The sequence below is a fragment of the Streptomyces sp. NPDC058469 genome, assembly GCF_042721125.1.
GTDB lineage: Bacteria > Actinomycetota > Actinomycetes > Streptomycetales > Streptomycetaceae > Streptomyces.
In genome coordinates, this window is sequence record NZ_JBHXME010000001.1 from 143024 (window position 1) to 165756 (window position 22733).

Here is a 22733-nt window from a genome sequence, read left to right on the forward strand (position 1 = left end):
GTTGGGACCATGACTCGATTCGTGGTGGTGGCAGGCGCGTGGCTCGGTGCGTGGGCGTGGGACGAGGTGGTGCCCGGGCTGCGCGAGGCCGGGCACGAGGTGCATGCGCTGACGCTGTCCGGGCTGGCGGAGAAGCAGGGGGTGCCGGCCGGGCAGCGGACCCATGTCCAGGACATCGTCGACGAGGTCGAGCGCCTCGATCTGCGGAACGTCGTCCTGGTCGGGCACAGCTACTCCGGGGTGCCCGTCGGTCAGGCGGCCGAGCGGATCGGCGACCGGCTGGCCAGGGTGGTGTTCGTCGACTCGAACGTGCCGGTCGACGGGAAGTCGTTCCTGGACAGCTTCCCGAGCGACCACATCAGGAAGTCGCTCGACGAGAACGGCGGCGACTGGCCGACCCTTGACCCTGCCGACTACGCGGGCCAGGATCTCACGGACGAGCAGATCGCCCGCATGGTCACCGAGGGGACCACACACCCTGGAGCCACGCTCACCGAACCGGCGGTCCTGGCCCACCCGTTGGCCGACCTCCCGGCCACCTACATCAAGTGCCTGCTCGACGGCGACGAGTTGATGGACCCGGTGGGCGAACTGGTCGAGAGCGGGCCCTGGGAGCTGGTCAGGATGGACACGGGCCACTGGCCGATGTTCTCCCGGCCCCGCGAACTGGCCCGTGTCCTGCACGAGTCGGCCACCCGGCCCTGACCCATGTGCGGGTCCGTCCCGGCGGGCGGACCCGCACCTACTCGCCGGTATGGTCGGGGTCGCGCGTGCTCGGCGACGAGAACCGGGACGCACGCCACCACGCTCGCCCCCACCCCCGTCATCAAGGATTCCGCATGCCCCCCACGAAGAACGTCCTTGCCGTCGTCCCACCCCACATGGGCGGCCGCACGGCGGGAGCCGGACTCGCGACGCTGCTGCCCGACGGGGTGGACGTCACCGTCGTCGAGGCCGTCGACGAGGACCCGCGAGCCCTGCGCGCGGCACACGTCGTCATCACCGCGCTCTCCCCGGTGACGGCCGAACACCTCGCCGCCGCCCCGGAGTTGGAGCTGGTGCAGTGCGCGAGTCACGGCTTCGACTACGTCGACCTGGACGCCGCCCGCGCCCGAGGGGTAGTCGTCTGCACCATCGGTTCCAGCGGTGCCGAGGCGCAGAACGTGGCCGAGCAGACCTTCGCCCTGATGCTGGCGCTGGCCAAGCAGCTCGTCCCCGCGCACACCGCACTCGTCGAGGGCGACTGGGCGCTGCCTCGCCTGCAGCGCTCCCTGACCGAGCTGTCCGGCAAGACGCTCGGCATCGTGGGGCTGGGCGCCATCGGGCAGCAAGTCGCCCGCCGCGCGGCCGCGTTCGACATGACCGTCCTCTACGCAGGCCGACGCCCCGTCCCCGAGGAGACGACGACCCGGCTCGGCGGGGCCCGTCATGTCCCGCTCGACGAACTGCTGCGCCTCTCCGACTACGTCACCCTGCACGCACCGCTCACCGCCGAGACCCGGCATCTCCTGAACGCGGGGCGGCTCGCGCTGCTCAAGCCGACCGCGTTCGTGATCAACACCGCGCGCGGCGCCCTGATCGACCAGGACGCGCTCGCGGACGCCCTCGAAGCCGGGGCCCTCGCGGGTGCGGGTCTGGACGTCTTCGACCCCGAACCGCCCACCCCGGCCCTGCGGTTGCTCAAGGCCCCGAACGTGGTGCTCTCGCCGCACGTCGGCGGCGTGACCCGGGAGACGGTGCTCCGGATCGCGCTGGCCGCCGTACAGAACGCCGCCGGCTACCTGACCGGCAACGCGCCCGGCGATGTGGTCAGTTGAGCCGGTCCGCGATCTTCGCGGGGCGCGGTGACGGGGCTCCCGTGCCGGCGATCGACAGCGAACCGGGGCTGGCCGTCACCCCGTCGGTCAGCCAACGCTGCGCGGTGGAACCGTCGCGGACCTTGAGGACGATGTCGGCGCCCGGGTCCTTGGTGGTGGAGGTGAGCGCCAGCTCCGAGTCCCAGCGGGGCAGCAACTCGCCCTGCACGGTGAGGTCGTAGCGGACATCGTTGCCACGCTTGGCCTTCGCGTCGGCGCAGGTGCCGAGGACGACGACACCGGCGTCCGCGCGCGAGTCCAGACACAGCCCCGGGCTCGCCACACTGCGCAACAGCCCGTCGGTGTCGTACGACCACTCCTGGGTCCGTGCCGACGAGCACACGGCCAGGCGGGTGCCGGCGCCGGCTTTAGGGGTGCCCTGGATGTCGAGGCACAAGTCGGCGGCGGCGTTGTGCAGCCGCGTCCGCTGGGGTACGGCGGGGAGCCGGGCCGTGCCGGGTGCCGACGACGACACGTGTCCCGAGCCGCTGTTCGTGGAGGCGACCGGACCGGCGGCACCACCACTGCGGTCCGGCCACAGGCTGACGGTGAGCACGATCGCGAGGACCCCGGCACCGACCAGGCCGACGCCGACGAAGAGCGATCTCGACGACCGGGACGAAAGGGCCGCGCCCACGATACGGCGGCCGGGCGCGGGGAGCCGGGACAGCAACCGGTGCCGACCCGTACTGCCGCCGGTATGTCCGCCGTGCCGGGAGGCGGTCCCCGTCCGTGCGTCGCGCCCGCCGCGGCCGGGACGCGATGCGAGGTAGGGGCGGGCTCCCCAGCCGAGCACGGCCTCGGCGAGGAGGACTCCCAACCCGCCTTCGAAATAGCTGAGTTGTTCGGCGGCGGAACGGCAGTAGCGGCACTGGGCGAGATGCTGCTGGACATCCGGCAGCAGTGCGCCGCCGCGGCGAATCGGGACGTCGAGGAGGCGGTTGTAGAAGCGGCAATCCTGGGTCGGCGCGAGTTCCCGGTGGGCGCGTACACAGCCTTCGCGGAATTTTTCGTGCGCCTGCTGGAGAGCGGCCGACGCGTTGTCGGTATCCATGCCGAGCAGGGCCGCCGGCACGGTTATCGACTCGGCCTCGACCTCGGTGTGCCACAGCAGACACTGGGCGAACGGCGGAAGAGTCTGGAAAGACCGCTCGGCGAGCTTGCGATTTTCGGGCGTCATGGACTTCGCGGCCCGCATGGCGCGGCCCCCGGAGGGATTCTCCAGGTCGGGAACAACACTGGATATTCGCTCTTCCGTCGACCACTCCCGGATCGTGTCGCGCACGGTCTGCAGCAGCCGGGGCCGCAGTGCCACGCCGTGTTCGCCGAACGTCAGCCGGTCGAACACCCGGTGGAAGGCGGCCGCGGCGGCCATGGCGGGCACGGCCCCCTCGGCGGCGAGACAGATGCCCGCGTAATCCTGGACCGGCCGCCAGTGCCGCGCCATGAGCAGCGCGACGGAATGAGCGGCCTCGCCCTCCGGACGGCCCCGCAGCCGGGCGGCCAGGGTCTCGTCGGATTCCTCGGGGGCCCCGCCGTCCGGCGGCGGGTAAGGAGGACGAGGGGGGTGCGGGATGGACACGGAGTGGATTCCTCGGATTCGGTTCATCAACACGTCAATGAGCCCCGGGCATTGCCCCCGCGCGGGTGTTTCACCCTTGCACAACCCACCGAACCCAACAAGGCACTTGGGTAACTTCCATACCATTGAAAGAAAGTCAGATGCGGTGACAACTCGGTTCACTCGCACCGGTTTTCGACTCTCTATGCGCCCCGTGTGAATCATGCGCACACGCCGGTGCGTCACGCACGCTCCCGGCGCACGGCTCACGGCGGTCCACTGGAGTCGGCCCTTCTCGGAGGCCACGCGCTGGACGGCGGCTCTCCCGCGCCAAACGGCCGCCGACCTTGCTCCTCCCGCCCTCGGTCGGCGGCCCCGAGGGCGGGGGCGGCCCACCCCCGCCCTCCCCGCATCAGGCCGCGGCCCGGCCGATGGCGTCGAGTTCGGCGATCGCGTCGGCGGGCAGCACCAGGTCCGCGGCGGCGATGTTGTCCCGCAGATGGGCACGGGACGAGGTGCCGGGAATCAGGACGGTGGTGGCCGAGCGCTGCAACAGCCAGGCCAGGGCGACCTGTTGGGGCGAGGCGTCCAGCCGGGCGGCGACGTCGGACAGAGTCCGCGACTGCAGCGGGGTGAAGCCGCCGAGCGGGAAGTACGCGGCGAACGCGATGTTCTCCGCGGCGCACCGCTCGACGAGGGCGTCGTCCTGTCGGTTGGCCAGGTTGTAGAGGTTCTGCACGGTGACGACCGGGGCGATCGCCTGGGCCTCGCTCAGCTGGGCGGCGGAGACCGCGCTCAGTCCGAGGTGCCGGATCAGCCCGGCCTTCCGCAGTTCGGCGAGGGCACCGAACTTCTCCCCGATCGACTCCTCGTCGGCGGTGTCCTGGGCGCCGAGGCGGAGATTCACCACGTCGAGCGCGTCGAGCCCGAGGTTGCGGAGGTTGTCGTACACCTGCGCCTTGAGGTCCTCGGGGTGCCGGGACACGATCCAGCTGCCATCGGGGCCGCGCCGGGCGCCGACCTTGGTCACGATGTGCAGGTCGTCCGGGTAGGGGCGGAGGGCCTCCCTGATGATCTCGTTGACGACGACCGGGCCGTAGAAGTCGCTGGTGTCGATGTGGGTGATGCCCCGCTCGACGGCCTCACGGAGGACGGCCACCGCTTCGGTGCGGTCCTTCGGTGGGCCGAAGACATGGGGGCCGGCCAGTTGCATGGCGCCGTATCCCATGCGGGTGATGGTGAGGTCCTCGGCGAGGGTGAGGGTGCCGCCGGAAACGGTGTCGGCCATGATGGCGCGCCTTTCGATCAGTGGTGGACGGTTCGGTCCTGCCACCGACTCTGCGCCTGTCCCGGCCGGGCAGGCAGTACCCGGATGTTCCTGGTAGTGGCAGGGACACGCACCTCCGGGGATTCCGACCTACGGTGGTGGGTGTGGACAGCAAGAACGCGCTCGGTGAGTTTCTGCGGGCCCGCCGGGAGCGGGTCCGGCCCGAGGACGTGGGCCTCAGCGGCGGCGGGCTGCGCCGGGTGCCGGGGCTGCGCCGGGAGGAGGTCGCCCTGCTGGCCGGCATCAGCTCCGACTACTACCTGCGGCTGGAACAGGGCCGCGACCGCAACCCGTCCGTGCAGGTGCTGGAGGCGCTGGCCCGGGTGCTGCGCCTGGACGCCTCCGCGACCGCCCATCTGCTGAGCCTGGCGCAGCCGGAGCGGCCGACCGTCTCGCGCAGGCGGGCCAGGAGACCCGAGGCGGTACCGGCGAGCGTCCGCGAGCTGCTGGACACCTGGTCCGGCCACCCGGCGTATGTGCAGAACCGGTTCACGGACTGCCTCGCGGCCAACGCGCTGTGCAGGGCGCTGTCCCCGAACTACACACCGGGTGCGAACCTGCTGCGGGCGGTGTTCCTCGACCCCGCCGAGCGTGAACTGCGGCGCGACTGGGAGGAGTTGACCGCCGAGGGCGTGGCGACCCTGCGCGGCCACATCGGCCCCGACGTCGACGATCCCCGGCTGGTGGAACTGGTGGGCGAACTGTCGGTGCGCAGTGACCGCTTCCGGCTGCTGTGGAGCCGCCACGAGGTACGGCCCATGCTCGGCCGGACCAGTCTCCTCAGCCATCCGCTCGTCGGCGACTTCGAGCTGCGGTCGAACAAGTTCGAGATCCCGGGCACGAACGCGTTGAGCGTGGTCGTCTTCCACGCCGAACCGGGCAGCCGCAGCGCGGAACTGCTGGGTCTGCTGGGCAGCCTCGCCGCGTCCGACGGCGTCCCGCGCGAGGACAGCCCACGGTCGCACGAGGAGAGCGCCCGCCTCGACGAGGACCGGTGACAGACGCCTAGAACTGCCCCTCGGATCCGCCGCTCAGATCCGCCGCTCAGATCCGCCGCTCAGATCTGCCGCTCAGATCTGCCAGGAGCGCAGCCGGTCCGCCGCGCCGTAGACATCCGTCTTGCCGGAGATCAGATCGCGGGTGAGGTCGACGAGGGCGCCGTAGGGCGGATCGATGCCGACGCCGCTGACGAACATGTAGGCGACCGCCGTGGCACAGGCGAAGCGGGCGTTGGCCGAGGGCAGGGGCTTGAGCAGGGCGAGGGTGTGCAGCAGGGCGGTGGCCCGCCAGGCCGGGTCGGAGTCGATGCCGAGGCGGGGCGGATCGACGCGGTGTCGGGCGACGGCAGCGACTAACGCCGAGAAGTCGTTGATGGTGGGCTGGTCCGGCAGGACTTCCTCATGACGCTGGAGCAGCCAGGGCACGTCGATATGGAGGGCAGGGGGCATGCGTCAGGCGACCCGCCCCTCGCCCTTGGCCGACGGTTCGTCGTCGGGGAACGCGGCGGCGAACTCGTCGGCGTGCGTGGCGAAGAACCGGCGGAAGGCCTCGGCGCCCTCCTGCAGCGCCCGGTGCCGAGCGATGTCGGCCGCGGCCGCCTCGCGCACCAGCGCCTTCATCGACGTACCGCGTTCCTTGGCTATCTGCCGCAGGTCCTCTAGCTCGCGGTCGCTGAACTCCACGTTGAGAGCTGGCATGCCAACACGGTACCGCTCGGGTACTTACCCGTAAATACTCCCAGGTCAAGAGCTACGCCCGACGGTACCGAGCGGGTCCCACCTCCATGTCCGAATCCCGCCGGTCCCGGCCGCCGTTCCGGAGCAGACTCGTCTCCATGACCACCATCTGGACACTCACCGAAAGCCCCGTGGGCGAACTGCTTCTCACCGGCGAGAAGGCGCCCGCCGGCACCACCCTCACCTCCCTGACGATGCCGGACCACTCGACCGTCCCCACCGACTGGGAACGCGACGACCAGGCCTTCACCGAGGCCGCCCGCCAACTGTCCGCGTACTTCGCCGGACACCTCACCCGCTTCGAACTCCCCCTGGCCGCCGAGGGAACGGAGTTCCAGCAGCGGGTCTGGCGGTCCCTCCACGAGATCCCGTACGGCACCACGACGACCTACGGCGCCCTCGCCGAGCGCCTGGGCGTACCGCGCGCCGAAGTCCGTGCGCTGGGCGCGGCACTCGGCGCCAACCCGCTGCTGCTGGTGCGCCCGTGCCATCGCGTGATCGGCGCGGACGGCTCGATGCGCGGTTACGCCGCCGGCGTCGAACGCAAGGTGCAACTGCTGACCCACGAGGGCGCGTTGCAGCCGATGCTCGGCTGACGAAGGGAGACGTCATGCGCATCACCGAGGCGCGTCGGCGCGTGGAGAACACCAACTGGTCGGCCCTGACCGAGGAGTTGGACCTGTACGGCAGCGCGCCGACCGCACAACTGCTGACGCCCGCCGAGTGCCGCGACCTGGCCGCGCTGTACGAGAAGCCGGAACTGTTCCGCACCACCGTGGACATGGCCCGCCATCGCTTCGGCTCCGGCATGTACCGCTACTTCACCCACGACCTCCCCACACCCGTCGCCGCCCTGCGCGCCGCGCTCTACCCACGCCTGCTGCCGATCGCCCGGGACTGGGCGGCCCGACTCGACCGCCCGGCCCCCTGGCCCGACGAGCTGGACGAGTGGCTCGCCCGCTGCCATGACGCGGGCCAGGACCGTTCGGCACAGATCCTGCTGTCCTACGGCGAGGGCGACTGGAACGCCCTGCACCGCGACGTCTTCGGCGAGTTGGTCTTCCCGCTCCAGGTGGTGATCGGCCTGGACGAGTACGGCACCGACTACACGGGCGGCGAGTTCCTGATGGTCGAGCAGCGGCCCCGCGCCCAGTCCCGGGCCACCGCGACCCCGCTCCGACAGGGCCACGGCCTGGTGTTCACGACTCGGGACCGACCAGTACGGACGAAGCGCGGCTGGTCGACCGGACCAATGCGACACGGGGTGAGCACCGTACGCTCCGGCAGGCGGCACGCGTTGGGGTTGGTGTTCCACGACGCGACCTGAGGGGGACCAATGAACTCCGTTGCGGATGATCGGCCCTGGAAAGGGGACCGGCGAAGCCCGGTCCCCTTTCCAGGGGCGCGGGGAACTGCGCGACCAGCCCCCACCGCCCCGCACCCACTAGACGACCCAAAACCCCCGCCGCCGGTAACTCCCCTCCCAGAACACCCGGTTGAGCACCCTCACCGGCGCGGGAAAAGCCCCCAGAACCCTCCCCCGCTCCACACCCGACACCCCATCGACAAGCCACGGCACGAACACCGCCGCCCCACGCAACCCCTGCACCTCACGCAACCGCCCGGTGAAAGCCCGCCAATCCGCACCGGTCAACGTGTCCTGCATCAACGGAAGCGCACTGTCCTCCTCATGCTTGAGGTGATCATCGAGGGTGGCCAGCAACGCCCGTACAAGATCAGGCAGTTCGGACGCCCGGTCGGCCAGCGCAGCGTCCACCGCGTCCAACAACGGGTCGATGCGACCGTGCTCGGCCTCCATGTCATCGAGCAGCGAAAGGTCCCGCGCCCGCCCCGCAACCCGCTCACGGACCCGCGGCCACAGATCACTGTCCTCCGCGGTGTGATGGATGTGCAGTTGGTGCTTGAAGTTCTCCCACCCGGCGCGAACAGGACCGGTGTGCGCCCTGCCCTCCGCGACCGCCGCGGCGAGCCGCTCCAGGTCGCGCCGAAACGCATCGTGGGACGCGTACATGGGCGTGAAGTCGATACTCATCGTGCGGCTTCCTCCAACTCGGGCTCGGACATGGGCAGGGCGTGCGGATTGACGGACGGCCCGTGGTGTCGTCGTACGGCAAGGCACGCGAGCGCACCGGTCAGCAGGACAGCGACGGCGACATACACGGCGGGCCCCATCGCATGGACGAAGCCGTGCCCGAACACCTCACCGCCGAGGGCCCGCATCCGCTCCGCGATGTCATGCGGAACCCCGGACGGCGCGCCACCCTGCTGCCCGGCACCGACGTCGGACTCCGCCTTCGAGAACGCGGCGACGAACGACTCCCGGTAGGCGACGGGGAGTTGACCGGCCCGCGCCTGCGCCTGCTCGGTCAGGGAGGAGGCGAGCTGCGCCTGGAGCACCGCGCCGATCACCGCACCGGCGAGCACCGAACCGACCTGCCGGAGCGCGTTGGTGACACCGGACGCGGCGCCCGCGAGCCGGGGCGGAACGTTGCGCATGACCTCCGTGGCCATCGGGGCGAAGGTGCAGCCGACGCCCAACCCCGTGAGGAACAGCGGGAAGGCGATGGTCAGCCAGCCCGTGCCGACGTCCGCGACACCGACGACCCAGATCAGTCCGCCCGCCCAGGCGAGCAGACCGCCCATCAGGATGAACTTGCCGCCGACCTTGTCCGCGAGCGCCCCGGCGGGCCCGGCCATGACGAACGAGCCGAGCGCGACGGGCAGTAGGACGAGCCCCGCCTTCTGCGCGCTGAAGCCGAGGACGGACTGCAGATAGATCGTCAGCGTCAGGAACATCCCGACCACGCCGAACGACACGGTGACGCCGACGAAGTTGATGAGGCTGAAGTCGCGGTCCTTGAACAGCGAGAACGGGACCAGGGGTTCACCGTTCTGCTGTCCGCGCTCGTGCAGCAGGAAGCCGGCGAAGAGGATGACGGCCGCCCCGAACAGGCTCCAGATCCCGGCGTTCCAGTCGTACCGCTGCCCCTCGGTCAGCCCAAAGGCCAGGCAGAACAGGGCAGTTGAGGCGAGCGTGACACCGAGGGTGTCGAAGCGGCGCCGTACCGTGCGCCGGGCGCCCGGGATGATCGCCATGGTGAGGACGAGTACCAGTGCGCCGATCGGCAGGTTGACGAAGAAGATCCAGCGCCAGGACAGATGGGTGATCAGCACCCCTCCGAGGATCGGACCGAGCGCGCCGGACACCCCCGCCACGGCGCCCCAGATGCCCATCGCGACACCGCGCCGGTCGGCCGGGAACACCTCGGCGATGATCGACAGGGTCTGCGGCATGAGCAGCGCCGCGCCCAGGCCCTGCACCGCGCGGAACCCGATGAGTTGGGCCGGGTCCTGCGCGAGGCCGCAGGCGAGGCTGGCCAGGGTGAACAGCGTGACTCCGGCGGCGAACAGATTGCGTTTGCCGCGCAGGTCGCCGAGGCGTCCGCCGGTGATCAACAGGACGGCCAGCGCCAGCGTGTAGGCGTTGACGATCCACAGGATCTCGTCCAGGGACGCGTCGAGGTCCTCGCCGAGCTGGGGGATCGCGATGTTCACGATCGTCAGGTCGAGGAGGGTCATGAAGAACCCGAGCGAGAGCGTGATGAGGATCGCCCAGGGATTGCCGTGCCACTTTTTGAACACGATGTCGACTCCTTACGCCCGACTGCACGTCGGACTCGCGTTCAAGAGGGCCGGACGGTCGGCGGGTGTGACATGGCGCGAATTTCCCGAGACGTACGTCACATTCAGGCCGCCGGCTGTCACATTCCGACCCCCGCCACCCCTCGCAGTAGTGAGCACGCCACTGGGGAGGCGCATACATGTCCGAGATCTCCGAGATCGCTGTCACCGATGAGGCGACCACTGTCTTCATGGACCATCGGGAGCTGCTGTTCGGTCTCGTCTACAACATGCTGGGCAGCGTCGCCGACACCGACGACGTCCTCCAGGAGACCTGGCTGTCCTGGACGGCCCGCGCCCGGCGCGCCCCGCTGGACACCATCACCAACCCGCGCGCCTATCTCGTCCGCATCGCCGTCAACCACGCGCTCCAGCGTCGCGCCACGATCAGCCGCCGCCGCGAGACGTACGTCGGCCCGTGGCTGCCGGAACCGCTGGTCGACCAGGCCGGCGACGGCGACGGCGAGGACCCCGCGCTGCGCGCCGAGTCCGTCTCGCTGGCCATGCTGGTCGTCCTGGAGTCGCTGAGCCCGCTGGAACGCGCGGTCTTCGTCCTCAACGAGGTGTTCGGGTACGCCCACACCGAGATCGCCGACATCATCGACCGCACCCCGGCAGCCGTACGGCAGCTCGCGCACCGGGCGCGGGCCCATGTGCACGCGCGGCGGCCGCTGTACGAGGCGCATCCCCGGGTGCGGCGGGAGGCGACCGAGCGGTTCGTGCGGGCCGCGATCGGCGGGGACATCGCCTCGCTGATGGAGATCCTCGCGCCGGACGTCACGGTGTGGACCGACAGCGGGGGCAACCGGAAGCCGGCGGGACTGCGCCCGGTGCACGGGCGGGACAAGGCGGTCCGCCTCATCAACTCGTTCGCGGCCCGGCGCCGCGGTCCCCAGGACCTGGAGCTGCGCTACCGCCGCGTCAACGGCGACGACGCGGCCGTGCTGTTCGAGGGCGACTCGCCGTACGCGGTGATGGTCATGGACCTCACGCCCGAGGGCGACCAGGTGTCCGGCGTCTACATCGTGACCAACCCCGAGAAACTCACGCACGTGCACAAGGACGAGGAGGAACAGTGACCACCCTCTCGGAGCCCTCGTCTGAGTCCTCCTCCGAGTCCCCCGCTGAATCCTCCTCCGAGTCCTCGCGGGGCGAACGCGTCGCCGACTGGTTCGACGGCCGCCTCGGCATCCACACCCTCGGCAAGCAGTATCTGCGGAAGGTGTTCCCGGACCACTGGTCGTTCCTGCTCGGCGAGATCTGCCTCTACAGCTTCGTGGTGCTGATCCTCACCGGCGTCTATCTCACCCTCTTCTTCCACCCGTCGATGAACGAGGTGACGTACCACGGCAGTTACGTCCCCCTGAACGGCATCCGGATGTCCGACGCCTACGCCTCGACGCTGCACCTCAGCTTCGATGTGCGCGGCGGGCTGCTGGTCCGGCAGTTGCACCATTGGGCGGCGCTGGTGTTCATCGCCGCGATGCTGACGCACATGATGCGGCACTTCTTCACGGGCTCGTTCCGCAAGCCGCGCGAGCTCAACTGGCTGTTCGGCTGGACCCTGTTGTTCCTCGGCCTGTTCGAGGGCCTCTTCGGCTACTCGCTCCCGGACGACCTGCTGTCGGGCACGGGCATGCGCTTCGTCGACGGGGCCCTGCTGTCGGTGCCGATCGTCGGGACGTACCTCTCGATGTTCCTGTTCGGCGGCGAGTACCCCGGCCACGACATCGTGTCCCGCTTCTACTCACTCCACGTCCTGCTGATCCCCGGCATCATGGCGGCACTGGTGGTCGTCCACGTCCTCCTGGTCGTCTACCACAAGCACACCCAGTTCGCGGGCCCCGGCCGCACCGAACGCAACGTGGTGGGCGCCCCGTTCATGCCGGTCTACCTCGCGAAGGCGGGCGGCTTCTTCTTCCTGGTCTTCGGCGCCCTCACCCTCCTCGCGGCGGTGGCATCGATCAACCCGGTCTGGTCCTACGGCCCCTACCGCGCCGACCAGGTCTCGACGGGCGCCCAGCCGGACTGGTACCTGGGCTTCGCGGAGGGCCTGGTCCGCGTCATGCCGGGCTGGGAAGTCACGCTGTGGGGCCACACGTTGGTCCTGGGCGTACTGATCCCGATCGTGGTCTTCCCGCTGCTCCTGGTGTTCATCGGCGTGTACCCGTTCCTGGAGTCCTGGCGGACCGGCGACAAACGCGAGCACCACCTCCTGGACCGCCCCCGCAACCGTCCCACCCGCACGGGCATCGGCGTGGCCTGGATCAGCCTCTACCTGGTCCTCCTCGCCGGCGGCGGCAACGACATCGTGGCGACCCGCCTCCACCTGTCGATCAACGCGGTGACGTGGGCGGTGCGGGTGGCGGTGTTCGTCGTACCGGCACTCGCCTTCGTCGTCACCCGCCGCATCTGCCTGGGCCTCCAACTCCGGGACAGCGAACTGGTGTTGCACGGCCGCGAGACAGGTGTGATCAAGCGGCTGCCGCACGGCGAGTACGTGGAGCTGCACCGACCACTCGACCAGGCCGAACTCCACACACTCACCGCGCACAAACGACCGAGGGAACTCGTGGAGCGTGAGCCGTGATCAGCGGCTCCATTTCATGGCATCCCGTCAACGGTCCGGACAGGCCGGATGCCCGTCCGGACCGTTGGCGGGTTCACTACCCGGCCGGAGCCTCCAACTTGCTGATCCGCACCGCCCCTTGGGCCGCCCCCGGATGGCTGCTCGTCAGCGTCAGCCGCACCCGCGATCCGCGCGCGGCGCCGAAGGTGATGACGGTGGGGGCGTCCGAGGCCGTGGCCCAGTCGACGGCGGCCCCCTCGACCGGCGACCACCTGTGCCCGTCCCACACCGCGACCGCCACCGCCGAAGGCAGACTGTGCGTCGCGTCCACCGTGAACGACACCTCCACCCGGTCGAAGGACCGTTCCCTCCCCCAGTCCACCGACACCCAGTCCTTCTCGCGTGCCCCACTGAACGCGGGCAGCAGAGCCGTCGCCGACTTCGCGAAGGCGTTGGACCAGCCGGTGGCCGTGTCGCCGTCGAGCACGGCGGCGGGGAGCGTGTCGGGTCGGCCGGAGTAACTCGCGTCGGCATAGGGGTAGTTGAGCGGGGTGGGGTAGTCGCCCTCGAATCGCGGCGCCGGCGTCGTGGCCACGTCCCGGCCGGGCGTCGTCCGTACGGTCACCGTGCCGGTCCGCAGCCCTTCCGCGCGCGCCGTCACCTTCAGCGAGCCCGCCTTCGTACCGGACCGGACGATCGCGAGTGCCTTGCCGTGGAAGGCGGTTCGGGTGCTTGCCTGGTAGCGCTCGGCGCTCTCCTCCCGCCCGTTGTCCAGTCCGGCCAGGGACCCGCTCTTCACCTCGAACGCGATCAGGTCCTCGGCGTCGGGCAGCACGACACCGTGGACGTCGACGACCTCCGCGGTCACGAAGACCAGCGAACGGCCGTCTGCGGCAAGGGACGTGCGGTCGGCCGTGAGGCGGACGGCGTGTGCGGCTCCCGCCGTACGCAACACGTCCGAAGCGACCGCTTCCCCGCCGCTGCTCGCCACCGCCTTCAACTCGCCCGGCGCGTACGGGACTTTCCAGAGCAGGTGAAGCTTGCCCGCGCTGCCGTTCGGGCTGGTGTAACTGCCCGGGTAGGGGCCGGTGGTGAATGTCTTGTCGTCGCCGGTGGGCTCGGTGGTCTCCAGGTAGGCGCGGCCGTCGGTGGTCTTCTTGGTGTCGAACGTCCGTGTCCCGAGGGACTTTCCGTTGAGGAACAGCTCGACGGTGTCGACGTTGGCGTACGCCCACACCTCCACCGTGTCCCCCATCTCGTGGTTCCAACTCATCGGCACCAGATGGACCATGGGCTCGCTGATCCACTGGCTGCGGAAGAGGTGGTACATGTCCTTCGGGAAGCCGGCCGTGTCGACCGCGCCGAAGAAGGACGCCTTGACCGGGAACACGTTGTACGGCGTGGGCTCACCGATGTAGTCGATGCCCGACCAGAGGAACTGGCCCGCGAACCACTTCCGGTCCCGGTCCTTCTTGTGTCCGTACTCGCCGCTCATCGTCCAGGAGGAGAGGTTGTTGTCGTAGGACGAGGTCGCGCGTCTGCCCGGGGTGTAGTTCTCGCCGGTGTTGAGGTGTTCCGGCTCCTGGTAGGTGGAGCGGGTCGAGGTCTCGGAGGAGGACTCGGACTCGAAGAGGAACAGGTCCGGATAGGCCGCGTGCAGGGCGTCCACCGACTTGGCGGTGTTGTAGTTGAGGCCGAGTCCGTCCAGCTTGGCGAGCATCAGGTCGGCCGCGGAGCCCTTGGCCGGTACGCCGCGGTACTTGTCGGAGCCGACGACGACGGGCCGGCTGTCGTCGGCCGCCTTAATCGCGCCGATGATGCGGTCGGCCATCGCCAGTCCGGCGGTGGAGGTGGAGTCGGGGATCTCGTTGCCGATGGACCACAACACCACGGCGGGCGAGTTGCGGGCGGCGAGGACCATCTCGGTGGCGTCCCGCTCGCACCAGTCGTCGAAGAACCGGTGGTAGTCGTAGGTCGTCTTGCCGGTGTGCCAGCAGTCGAAGGCCTCGACCATCATCACGATGCCCAACTCCTCGCAGGCCTGGACGATCTGCGGCGAGGGCGGGTTGTGCGAGGTGCGGAAGGCGTTGACGCCCATCGACTTCATGATGCTCAACTGCCTGCGTACGGCGTCGAGGCTGATCGCGGAGCCGAGGGCGCCCTGGTCGTGGTGGAGATCGACGCCCTTGATCTTGGTGTCGGTGCCATTGAGGGAGAAGCCCTCGTCCGGATCGAAGCGGTAGGTGCGGATGCCGAAGGGGGTGCGGTAGGTGTCGACCGTTTTACCGCCCACCCGCAGTTCGGTCTCCAGGGTGTAGCGGTGGTCCGGGGTCTCGATGTCCCACAACTTGGGCTTGGGGACGGTGAGTTCATGGCTCTCTGTACTGCGGTCGGCGACGGTGGGCGTCGAGGAGGCGCGGGCCACCGTACGGCCGTCGGGGTCGACGACCCGCGATCTGACCTCGACCTCGCTCGGGGCACCCGACTCGTTCACCACGGCCGTCCGCACCCGTACGACGGCCCGCTCGGCGGTGATGTCCGGGGTCGTGACGTACGTACCCCAGCGTTCGACGTGCACCGGCTCGGTGATGACGATGCGGGCCTCGCGGTAGATGCCGCTGCCCGAGTACCAGCGGCTGCTGGGGAGCTGGTTCTGGACCTTCACCGCGACGACGTTCTCCGTGGTGCCGTCGGTGTGCACCAGGTCGGTGAGGTCGAAGGCGAAGCCGGTGTAGCCGTAGGGGTGGCGGCCGGCCTCGGTGCCGTTGCAGTAGGTGTACGAGTCCATGTAGACGCCGTCGAACTCCACCGAGATCCGCTTGCCCGCGAAGGCCGGCGGCAGGGTGAAGGCGATCCGGTACCAGCCGAGGCCGCCGGGGAAGAAGCCGGTGCCGCTGGTCGTGCCGTTCGCGGTGGTGGGGGTCTCTTCGATGCTCCAGTCGTGGGGGACCGCGACCTGGCGCCAGGCCGAGTCGTCGTAGTCCGGTGCGGCGGCCTCGGCGTAGGCGCCGGTCGGGTCGGTGATCCCGCCCGGGTTGACCAGCGCGAAGCGCCAGCCGTCCCGGAGGGGGACCGTGTGGCGGCCGGCCGCGCCCGCCGTGGATCCGGCGGCGCGCGCGGCCTGGGTGGACAGGAGTGATGCGGCCGTCGGCGCGGCCGTGGAAGCGATCAAAACCGATCTGCGAGTGACCGTCATGGCGGCTCTCCCTCATCAGGGCCCAGAAGTACTCACAACTGATCGTGACCGAACAGATTCTGACGGGGTGCCACTCCGGGCCGTCAAGGGTGCGGAGGCAGACAGCTGTCCTGTGTGCCACTTCGACCGGTTTTCCCCCTTGACCGTCCCGACCCCCGGCCCTGGGGGTTCTCGTCCGCGCGAGACCGTGACGCACTAGGCTGGAACACAAGTGACGCGCCTGTTCACTGTGAGTGTGCGCAATGGAGTGGCGACGATGAGACCGGTCTACCCGTTCGACGATGCCGCGACGGCGCGGGTTGTCATCGACGACGCGGGCACTCTGGTGGAGTGGAACGACGGGGCCAGGCGGCTCCTCGGCCACACCGCGGACGAGGTCGTGGGCCGCCCGGCCGTGCGGCTGCTGGCCGACGGCGCCGAGGCGCTGCCCGGGACCACGGGTGCCCGCTGGGACGGCACGGTCGCGTTGCGCCATCGCGACGGCCACGCCGTACCCGTGTGGCTGCTGGCCCACCACCGGCGGCCCCGGGACGGCGGCCCGGGCGACTGGCTCGTCGTGACACCGCTGGAGGGCGGCGGTCCCCGCGCCTCCGAGGACCCCCTCGCGACCGCGGCGCTGACCCAGTCGCCGTGTGCCATCGCGGTCTACGACGAGCGGCTGCGGCTGAGCCGGGTCAACGACGCGATGGCCGACGTGATCGGGCTCCCCGAGGAGCGCATCCAGGGGCTGCGGATCACCGAGATCGGCGGCAAGACGCAGAGCTCGGAGCTGGAGCAGTACATGCTGCTCGTGCTCACCTCCGGCACCGCCCAGGACTTCCAGATCTACATGCGCACCGGCGGCGAGGACGCCGCGCACGCCTGGCTGGCCCGGATCGCGCCGATCACCGACGCCGAGGGACGGGTGCGGGGCGTGTGTCTGGCCGCGCACGACTTCACCGAGAACTACCTGGCACGGGAGCGGCTGCAACTCGTCAACGAGGCGAGCGTCCGCATCGGCACCACCCTCGACGTCACCCGTACGGCCCAGGAGCTCGCGGACGTCTGCGTACCGGCGCTGGCCGACTTCGTCAGCATCGATCTGCTGGACCCGCAGGAGCACGGCGGCGAGCCCCCGACGGCGATCACCGCGCCGCTCAGACTGCGCCGGGCCGCCCACCAGTCGGTGCAGCAGGGCAGCCCCGAGGCCGTCGCCAAACCGGGCCAGCTCAACCTGTACCCGGAGCAGTCCCCGCAGGCCGACGCGCTGGTCGCGGGCCGCACACTCGTCGCCTCGGGCCGGGCCCTCGAACTCTGGCTCTCCTGGGACCGGACCCGCACCAGGCGCGTCCAGGAGTACGGCATCCACTCCTCGATGGCCGTACCGATCCAGGCCCGCGGCGTCACCCTCGGCGTGGCGGTCCTCACCCGGTACCGGCGCCTCGACCCGTTCGCCGCCGACGACGTCCTGCTGGCCGAGGAGGTCACGGCCCGCGCCGCCGTGTGTATCGACAACGCCCGCCGCTTCTCCCGCGAACGCGAGACCGCGCTCGCCCTCCAGCGCAGCCTGCTCCCCCGCAAACTCCCGCGCACGGCCGCCCTGGAAGCGGCCTCGCGCTATCTGCCGGCGGCGCGTGCCGGGGTCGGCGGCGACTGGTTCGACGTGATCCCGCTGTCCGGGATGCGGGTCGCCATGGTCGTCGGGGACGTCGTCGGCCACGGCATCCAGGCCTCCGCCACGATGGGCAGGCTGCGCACGGCCGTCCGCACCCTCGCCGACATCGACCTGGCCCCCGACGAGCTGCTGACCCACCTCGACGACCTCGTCGTACGGCTGTCCGCGGAGGCGGGCGGCGAGGGCAGCCCGGGCGAGGTCGGGGCGACCTGTCTGTACGCGGTGTACGACCCGGTGTCCCGCCGCTGCACGCTGGCCCGCGCCGGTCATCCGCCGCCGATCATGATCCGGCCGGGCGGCCCGCCCGAGCACGTCGACCTGCCCGCGGGGCCGCCGCTGGGCCTGGGCGGGCTGCCCTTCGAGTCGGCCGAGTTCGAACTGCCCGAGGGCACCGTGCTCGCGCTGTACACCGACGGGCTGATCGAGAACCGGGAGCGGGACCTCGACGACAGTCAACGGCTGCTGTTCGACGCCCTGTACGCCCCCTCGGACTCCCTGGACGAGACCTGCGACCGGATCCTGCACGCCGTGCTCCCGCCGGGCGGTGTCGCCGACGACGTGGCGCTGCTGCTCGCCCGCACCCAGGGGCTGCCCGCCGAGCAGGTCACGACCTGGGACATCCCGGCCGACCCCTCACTCGTCGCCCCGATCCGCAAGCAGGTCGTCGAGCAGCTCGACACCTGGAACCTGAGCGAGGCCGGATTCACGGCCGAGCTGGTGGTGAGCGAGCTGGTCACCAACGCCATCCGCTATGGCGCGCACCCCATCCGGCTCCGGCTGATCCATGACGCGGCCACGCTGATCTGCGAGGTCTCCGACACCAACCACACGGCCCCGCACCTGCGCCGCGCCAAGACCTGGGACGAGGGCGGGCGCGGGCTGCTGCTGGTCGCGCAGCTCACCCAGCGCTGGGGCAGCCGGCACACGGCCGACGGCAAGACGATCTGGGCGGAGCTTTCCCTCGTCGACGAGGTCTGAGCCGGAGCAGGAGAGGTCGGTCGGCTCAGGAGAGGTCGGTCAGCCAGGGCCTGACCTGGCGGCGTGCCTCGTGCAGCCGGGACTTGAGGGTGCCGAGCGGGATGCCGATCCGCTCGGCGATGTCGGCGTACTCCAGGTTGCAGATGTCGCGGTAGACCAGCGGCGCGACGAGGTGCGGCTGCTCCCGCTCAAGGCGCTCCAACGCCTCCAGGAGGTCGATCTTCGATCCGGCGATCACGCTCGTGGTGCGCGGGTCGACGTGCTGTGTCACGTCGATCGCAGCCGGCTGTTCGGCGGCCCGCCGCTTCAGCTCGCGGTACTTCTGCCGGGAGCCGTTGGCGATCACCGTGTAGAGCCAGGTGCTGAAGAGGCTGCGGCCCTCGAACGTGCCGATCTTCCGGGCGACTTGCATCAGTACGTCCTGCGCCGCTTCCTCGGCGTCCTCCCGGCACGGCAGGAAGCGCCCGCACCGCCTGAGGACCTCGGGTCCGATCGACCGCAGCAGCTCGTCCAGGGCACCCGTGTCACCGGCCGCGGCCCGCCGCGCCAGCTCCTCGGTCCGTACCGTGTCCCGCACTGGATCCACTCCTCCGCCTCGATCTACGAGCAGGCATGATAGTCCCATGCACTTCGTCGAACAGATCGGCCGCTACCGACTCGAACGCCGCCTGGGCACCGGCGCGTTCGGCACGGTCTGGCTCGCGCACGACGACGTGCTCGAAGCCCCGGTGGCCGTGAAGGTCCTCGCCGACAACTGGGCGCACCGCCTCGACATCGTCGAACGCTTCCTCTCCGAGGCCCGGCTGCTGCGCAGGGCCGACTCCAACCGGGTGGTGCAGGTCTACGACATCGGTGAGCTGCCCGACGGGCGGCCGTACTTCGTCATGGAGTACGCCGACGCCGGCACCCTCGCCGATCTGCTCACCGCGGGTCCGCTGCCGATCTCCGAGGCGCTGCGGCTGACCGCGCTGGCCGCCCGGGGCGCCGCCGCGCTGCACAAGGCGGGGATCGTGCACCGGGACATCAAGCCGAGCAACGTGCTGCTGCGCACCACCCCGGACGGCACCGGCCGCGTTCTGCTCGCCGACCTGGGACTGGCCAAGAGCCTGGCGCACGGGTCGGGCCTCACCCTGGCCGCGGGTTCGGCGGGTTACCAGCCGCCTGAGCAGGCGCAGCCCGGCACGGGCATCGACGAGCGCGCCGACGTGTACAGCCTGGGCGCGGTCGGCTACGAGCTGGTCACCGGCACGGTTCCGGGGGCGCCCGGCCAGGTCGTACGGCCGGACCGGCTGCGGCCGGACGTGTCCCCCGATGTCCAGCGGGCCCTGTTGCGCGCGCTGGAACCGGACCGGGAGCGGCGCTGGCCGACGGCGCGGGCGTTCGCGGAGGAGCTGGAGCGGCTGGCCGCCGAGATCCCGGTGCACAAGCCGCGCGGTCGGCACCGGGGGGTCGCGCTGATGGCGGGCCTGTTCGTCGTCGTGGCCGCCGGGGCGGGTGTCGCCGTGTTCAACCTGCCGTCGTCCAAGAGTTCCTCCGAGCTGCGGGTCAAGGACAGCACGGGCCGGGTGGTGGCCGAGGTGCCCGACGCGTGGGGCCGTCAGCTGCGCGACTCGGGCTGGAATCCGCAGGCACTCGGTCTGCGGTCCGGGCACGAGCCGGGGCTGGCCATCGCCGACGACCTGGCGCAGTGGCAGGACCTGTCGGCGAATGTGAACGGCGTGTTCATCGGCCTGAGCGAGCACGGCAGCGTGACGACCGAGGTGGACGGCATCGCCCACTCAGGCTGTCGCTACGACGGCAGTCGCGCCTACTCGAGCGCGACGTGGCGCGGCACGATCCGCACCTGGAGCGCCTGCTCGGGCAGCGCGGGCACCCTCTCGGAGACCGCGCTCCGCATGGTCGGCGGCGCGGCGCAGCCCCAGGTCTACGTCCAGATCCGGCAGCACAGCGGTGACGCGACCGCACGCATACTCCGCTCGCTGCGGGTCACCTGATCACTGTCGGAAAAAATTCCGGTGATCCCGCGAACCTTTCGACGCGCACCCGCATCGGACCCTTATGACAGCGCGCGAGGCGCGGTCAGCACATCGAAGTGTGTGCGGTGAACCTCCAGGAGTGTTGAAGATGGCGAACACGTCTCAGTCCCTGCGCCGGGCGGCCCTGCTCGTGAGCGCCGTCGCCGTACTGGGCCTGACGACGGCCTGTGGCAACGGCAGCGGTACGGCGAGCAGCCCGCAGACCCAGTCGGGTACGGCCGCGCCCGCCGGCGGAGACCCCTCGGCCGACGGGTCCGGCACGCCGGCCTCCACGTCGAGCGGCACCGCCACCGGCTCGGACTCGACCTCGTCGGGTTCCTCCACGTCGACCTCCACGTCCACGAGCTCCGGCGGTACGAGCGCCGCGAGCAGCACCCGGTGCCACACCTCCGAGCTGCGAGCCAAGGTGGGCGGCAACGACCCGGGCGCCGGGCAGGAGAACTTCCCGATCGTCCTCACCAACGCGTCGGGCCGTACCTGCACGGTCCGCGGCTATCCCGGCGCAGCGTTCGTGAACGCGTCGGGCACGCAGCTGGGCCCGGACCCCCAGCGCGAGACGGGCACCACCGCCGTCACGGTCACGCTGAAGCCGGGCCAGAGCGCCTGGGCCGGCCTGACCTTCTCCAACCCGGAGGTCAGCGGCGCGAAGACGGCGACCCCCGCCACGCTGGTGGTGACCCCGCCCGACGAGAAGGACCCCCTGAAGGTGACGTGGACGAACGGCACGGTGCCGGTGTCGGGCAACGCGTCCTCGGTGCGACTGACGGTGTTCAGCGCGGGCACGGGCGCCTGAGCACGGGCTGCGCTCGGCGGCCTGGTTTCATGGGCGTGCACCGCTGATCGCGTCCCGGAGGACCGTCCCCTGAACACCCCGCTCGCCGAAACCCTGTCCGTCGCCCTGCTCGTGGCCGTCCTGGTGTGGGCCGTCGTCCGTCCCTTCGGGTGGCCGGAGGCGGTGATGGCGGTCCCCGCCGCCGGGATCGCCATGGCCACCGGGGCGATCTCGCTCGACCACGCGCGGGCGGAGGCCGAGCAGCTCGGGCCGGTGGTCGGGTTCCTCGCGGCGGTCCTCGTGCTCGCCCACTTCTGCGATGTGGAGGGCCTGTTCAGGGCCTGCGGGGCCTGGATGGCCGAGTGGGCGAAGGGCAGTCCGAGCCGGCTGCTGACGGCGGTGTTCGCACTGGCCTCGCTCATCACGGCCGTGCTCAGTCTGGACGCCACCATCGTGCTGCTGACGCCGGTCGTGTTCGCGACGGCGTCCCGGATGGGGGTGCGTCCCAAGCCGCACGTCTACGCGTGCACGCATCTGTCGAACACCGCCTCGCTGCTGCTGCCGGTCTCCAACCTGACGAACCTCCTCGCCTTCGCGGCGAGCGGCCTGAGCTTCACCCGCTTCGCCGGGCTGATGGCGCTGCCCTGGCTGGTCGCGATCGGCGCCGAGTACCTGGTGTTCCGGCGCTTCTTCGCCCGCGACCTCACGGCGGCGGCGCCCTCGCCGGTGTCCGGCGACAAGCCCGAGCTGCCGGTGTTCGCGCTGGCGACCGTCGCCTGCACGCTGGCCGGGTTCGTGCTGACCTCGGCGGTCGGCGTCAATCCGGCGTGGGCCGCGCTGGCGGGCGCGCTCGTCCTCGCCGGCCGGGCGCTGCTACGGCGGCAGGCGACCCCGCTCACGGTCGTGCGGGCCGCCGCGCCGTCCTTCCTGGCGTTCGTGCTGGCGCTCGGGATCGTGGTGCGGGCCGTGGTCGACAACGGGCTCTCGGCCGCGCTCGGGCACATCCTGCCCGGCGGGACCGGGATCGCGGCCCTGCTCGGGATCGCCGCCCTGGCCGCCGTACTGGCGAATCTCATCAACAACCTGCCGGCGGTGCTGGTCCTGCTGCCGCTGACCGCCGAGGCCGGGCCCGGGGCCGTGCTCGCCGTGCTGCTCGGGGTGAACATCGGGCCGAACCTGACCTACGCCGGATCGCTCGCGACGCTGCTGTGGCGGCGGATCGTGCATCAGCACGAACACGGCGTGGATCTCAAGGAGTTCACGAAGCTGGGGCTGTTCGCCGTGCCGTCGGCGCTCGTCCCTGCGGTGGTGGCACTGTGGGTGTCGCTCCAGGTTCTCTGACACCG

At 70.7% G+C, this 22733-nt stretch carries 19 protein-coding genes; 11 read left to right on the forward strand and 8 right to left on the reverse strand.

All coding sequences use genetic code 11. From position 1 onward, the window contains the following. Positions 1 to 9 precede the first annotated feature (9 nt). Complete coding sequence (locus ACFWP5_RS00620; RefSeq protein WP_384148399.1) at positions 10 to 705, forward strand: alpha/beta fold hydrolase; 696 nt, start codon at positions 10 to 12, stop codon at positions 703 to 705. Positions 706 to 839: 134 nt separating this feature from the next. After that, the gene (locus ACFWP5_RS00625; RefSeq protein ID WP_384148401.1) at positions 840 to 1817 is read left to right on the forward strand and encodes a 2-hydroxyacid dehydrogenase; all 978 of its coding nucleotides are present in this window, start codon (positions 840 to 842) and stop codon (positions 1815 to 1817) included. Here the strand turns inward: ACFWP5_RS00625 and ACFWP5_RS00630 are convergent. After that, positions 1810 to 3438, reverse strand: coding sequence for an RICIN domain-containing protein (locus ACFWP5_RS00630; protein ID WP_384148403.1), 1629 nt, complete (start codon positions 3436 to 3438; stop codon positions 1810 to 1812). The two genes, ACFWP5_RS00625 and ACFWP5_RS00630, sit on opposite strands and share 8 nt — an antisense overlap. A 391-nt stretch (positions 3439 to 3829) precedes the next feature. After that, on the reverse strand, positions 3830 to 4705 hold the full coding sequence (locus ACFWP5_RS00635) for an oxidoreductase (RefSeq protein ID WP_384148405.1): 876 nt from the start codon (positions 4703 to 4705) through the stop codon (positions 3830 to 3832). 143 nt (positions 4706 to 4848) lie between these two features. Here ACFWP5_RS00635 and ACFWP5_RS00640 point away from each other — a divergent pair, with 143 nt between their 5' ends. Continuing rightward, complete coding sequence (locus ACFWP5_RS00640; RefSeq protein ID WP_384148407.1) at positions 4849 to 5742, forward strand: helix-turn-helix domain-containing protein; 894 nt, start codon at positions 4849 to 4851, stop codon at positions 5740 to 5742. A 72-nt stretch (positions 5743 to 5814) separates the two neighbouring features. Here the strand turns inward: ACFWP5_RS00640 and ACFWP5_RS00645 are convergent, their stop codons facing one another. Together ACFWP5_RS00645 and ACFWP5_RS00650 are read right to left on the reverse strand one after the other, a co-directional pair. After that, on the reverse strand, positions 5815 to 6192 hold the full coding sequence (locus ACFWP5_RS00645; protein WP_384148408.1) for a toxin Doc: 378 nt from the start codon (positions 6190 to 6192) through the stop codon (positions 5815 to 5817). Between the two features lie 3 nt (positions 6193 to 6195). After that, positions 6196 to 6441 carry a hypothetical protein gene (locus ACFWP5_RS00650; RefSeq protein WP_019057811.1) on the reverse strand — a complete coding sequence of 82 codons (246 nt, stop codon included), beginning with the start codon at positions 6439 to 6441 and terminating at the stop codon, positions 6196 to 6198. Positions 6442 to 6578: 137 nt separating this feature from the next. On the opposite strand from ACFWP5_RS00650, the gene ACFWP5_RS00655 reads away from it, so the two are divergent. Further along, positions 6579 to 7076: a methylated-DNA--[protein]-cysteine S-methyltransferase gene (locus tag ACFWP5_RS00655; protein WP_384148410.1), complete on the forward strand. Its 498-nt coding sequence runs from the start codon at positions 6579 to 6581 to the stop codon at positions 7074 to 7076. A 14-nt stretch (positions 7077 to 7090) separates the two neighbouring features. Next, positions 7091 to 7807, forward strand: coding sequence for a 2OG-Fe(II) oxygenase (locus ACFWP5_RS00660; protein WP_384148412.1), 717 nt, complete (start codon positions 7091 to 7093; stop codon positions 7805 to 7807). 117 nt (positions 7808 to 7924) lie between these two features. Here ACFWP5_RS00660 and ACFWP5_RS00665 read toward each other — a convergent pair whose 3' ends face one another. Both ACFWP5_RS00665 and ACFWP5_RS00670 read right to left on the reverse strand, forming a co-directional pair. Next, complete coding sequence (locus ACFWP5_RS00665; RefSeq protein ID WP_384148414.1) at positions 7925 to 8533, reverse strand: hemerythrin domain-containing protein; 609 nt, start codon at positions 8531 to 8533, stop codon at positions 7925 to 7927. Further along, positions 8530 to 10143 (reverse strand): DHA2 family efflux MFS transporter permease subunit, encoded by a 1614-nt coding sequence (locus tag ACFWP5_RS00670; RefSeq protein ID WP_384148416.1) that lies wholly within the window; start codon positions 10141 to 10143, stop codon positions 8530 to 8532. The genes ACFWP5_RS00665 and ACFWP5_RS00670 overlap by 4 nt, the downstream gene beginning before the upstream one ends. 179 nt (positions 10144 to 10322) lie before the next feature. On the opposite strand from ACFWP5_RS00670, the gene sigJ reads away from it, so the two are divergent. After that, positions 10323 to 11261: an RNA polymerase sigma factor SigJ gene (gene sigJ, locus ACFWP5_RS00675; RefSeq protein ID WP_384148418.1), complete on the forward strand. Its 939-nt coding sequence runs from the start codon at positions 10323 to 10325 to the stop codon at positions 11259 to 11261. 110 nt (positions 11262 to 11371) lie between these two features. Beyond that, positions 11372 to 12772 (forward strand): cytochrome bc complex cytochrome b subunit, encoded by a 1401-nt coding sequence (locus ACFWP5_RS00680; RefSeq protein WP_384148647.1) that lies wholly within the window; start codon positions 11372 to 11374, stop codon positions 12770 to 12772. A 76-nt stretch (positions 12773 to 12848) separates the two neighbouring features. On the opposite strand, the gene ACFWP5_RS00685 is transcribed toward ACFWP5_RS00680, so the two are convergent. Next, positions 12849 to 15947 (reverse strand): glycoside hydrolase family 2 TIM barrel-domain containing protein, encoded by a 3099-nt coding sequence (locus ACFWP5_RS00685; RefSeq protein ID WP_384148420.1) that lies wholly within the window; start codon positions 15945 to 15947, stop codon positions 12849 to 12851. A 256-nt stretch (positions 15948 to 16203) separates the two neighbouring features. On the opposite strand from ACFWP5_RS00685, the gene ACFWP5_RS00690 reads away from it, so the two are divergent. Then, on the forward strand, positions 16204 to 18579 hold the full coding sequence (locus ACFWP5_RS00690) for a SpoIIE family protein phosphatase (protein ID WP_384148422.1): 2376 nt from the start codon (positions 16204 to 16206) through the stop codon (positions 18577 to 18579). Positions 18580 to 18604: 25 nt separating this feature from the next. Here the strand turns inward: ACFWP5_RS00690 and ACFWP5_RS00695 are convergent, their stop codons facing one another. Beyond that, positions 18605 to 19156, reverse strand: coding sequence for an RNA polymerase sigma factor (locus ACFWP5_RS00695; RefSeq protein WP_384148424.1), 552 nt, complete (start codon positions 19154 to 19156; stop codon positions 18605 to 18607). A gap of 46 nt (positions 19157 to 19202) precedes the next feature. On the opposite strand from ACFWP5_RS00695, the gene ACFWP5_RS00700 reads away from it, so the two are divergent. From ACFWP5_RS00700 to ACFWP5_RS00710, 3 genes are all read left to right on the forward strand, one after another. Beyond that, entirely contained in the window at positions 19203 to 20573 is a 1371-nt protein-coding gene (locus ACFWP5_RS00700; RefSeq protein ID WP_384148426.1) for a serine/threonine-protein kinase, read from the forward strand. A 130-nt stretch (positions 20574 to 20703) separates the two neighbouring features. After that, the gene (locus ACFWP5_RS00705) at positions 20704 to 21408 is read left to right on the forward strand and encodes a DUF4232 domain-containing protein (protein ID WP_384148428.1); all 705 of its coding nucleotides are present in this window, start codon (positions 20704 to 20706) and stop codon (positions 21406 to 21408) included. A 69-nt stretch (positions 21409 to 21477) separates the two neighbouring features. Then, complete coding sequence (locus ACFWP5_RS00710) at positions 21478 to 22728, forward strand: arsenic transporter (protein WP_384148649.1); 1251 nt, start codon at positions 21478 to 21480, stop codon at positions 22726 to 22728. Positions 22729 to 22733: the final 5 nt, after the last annotated feature.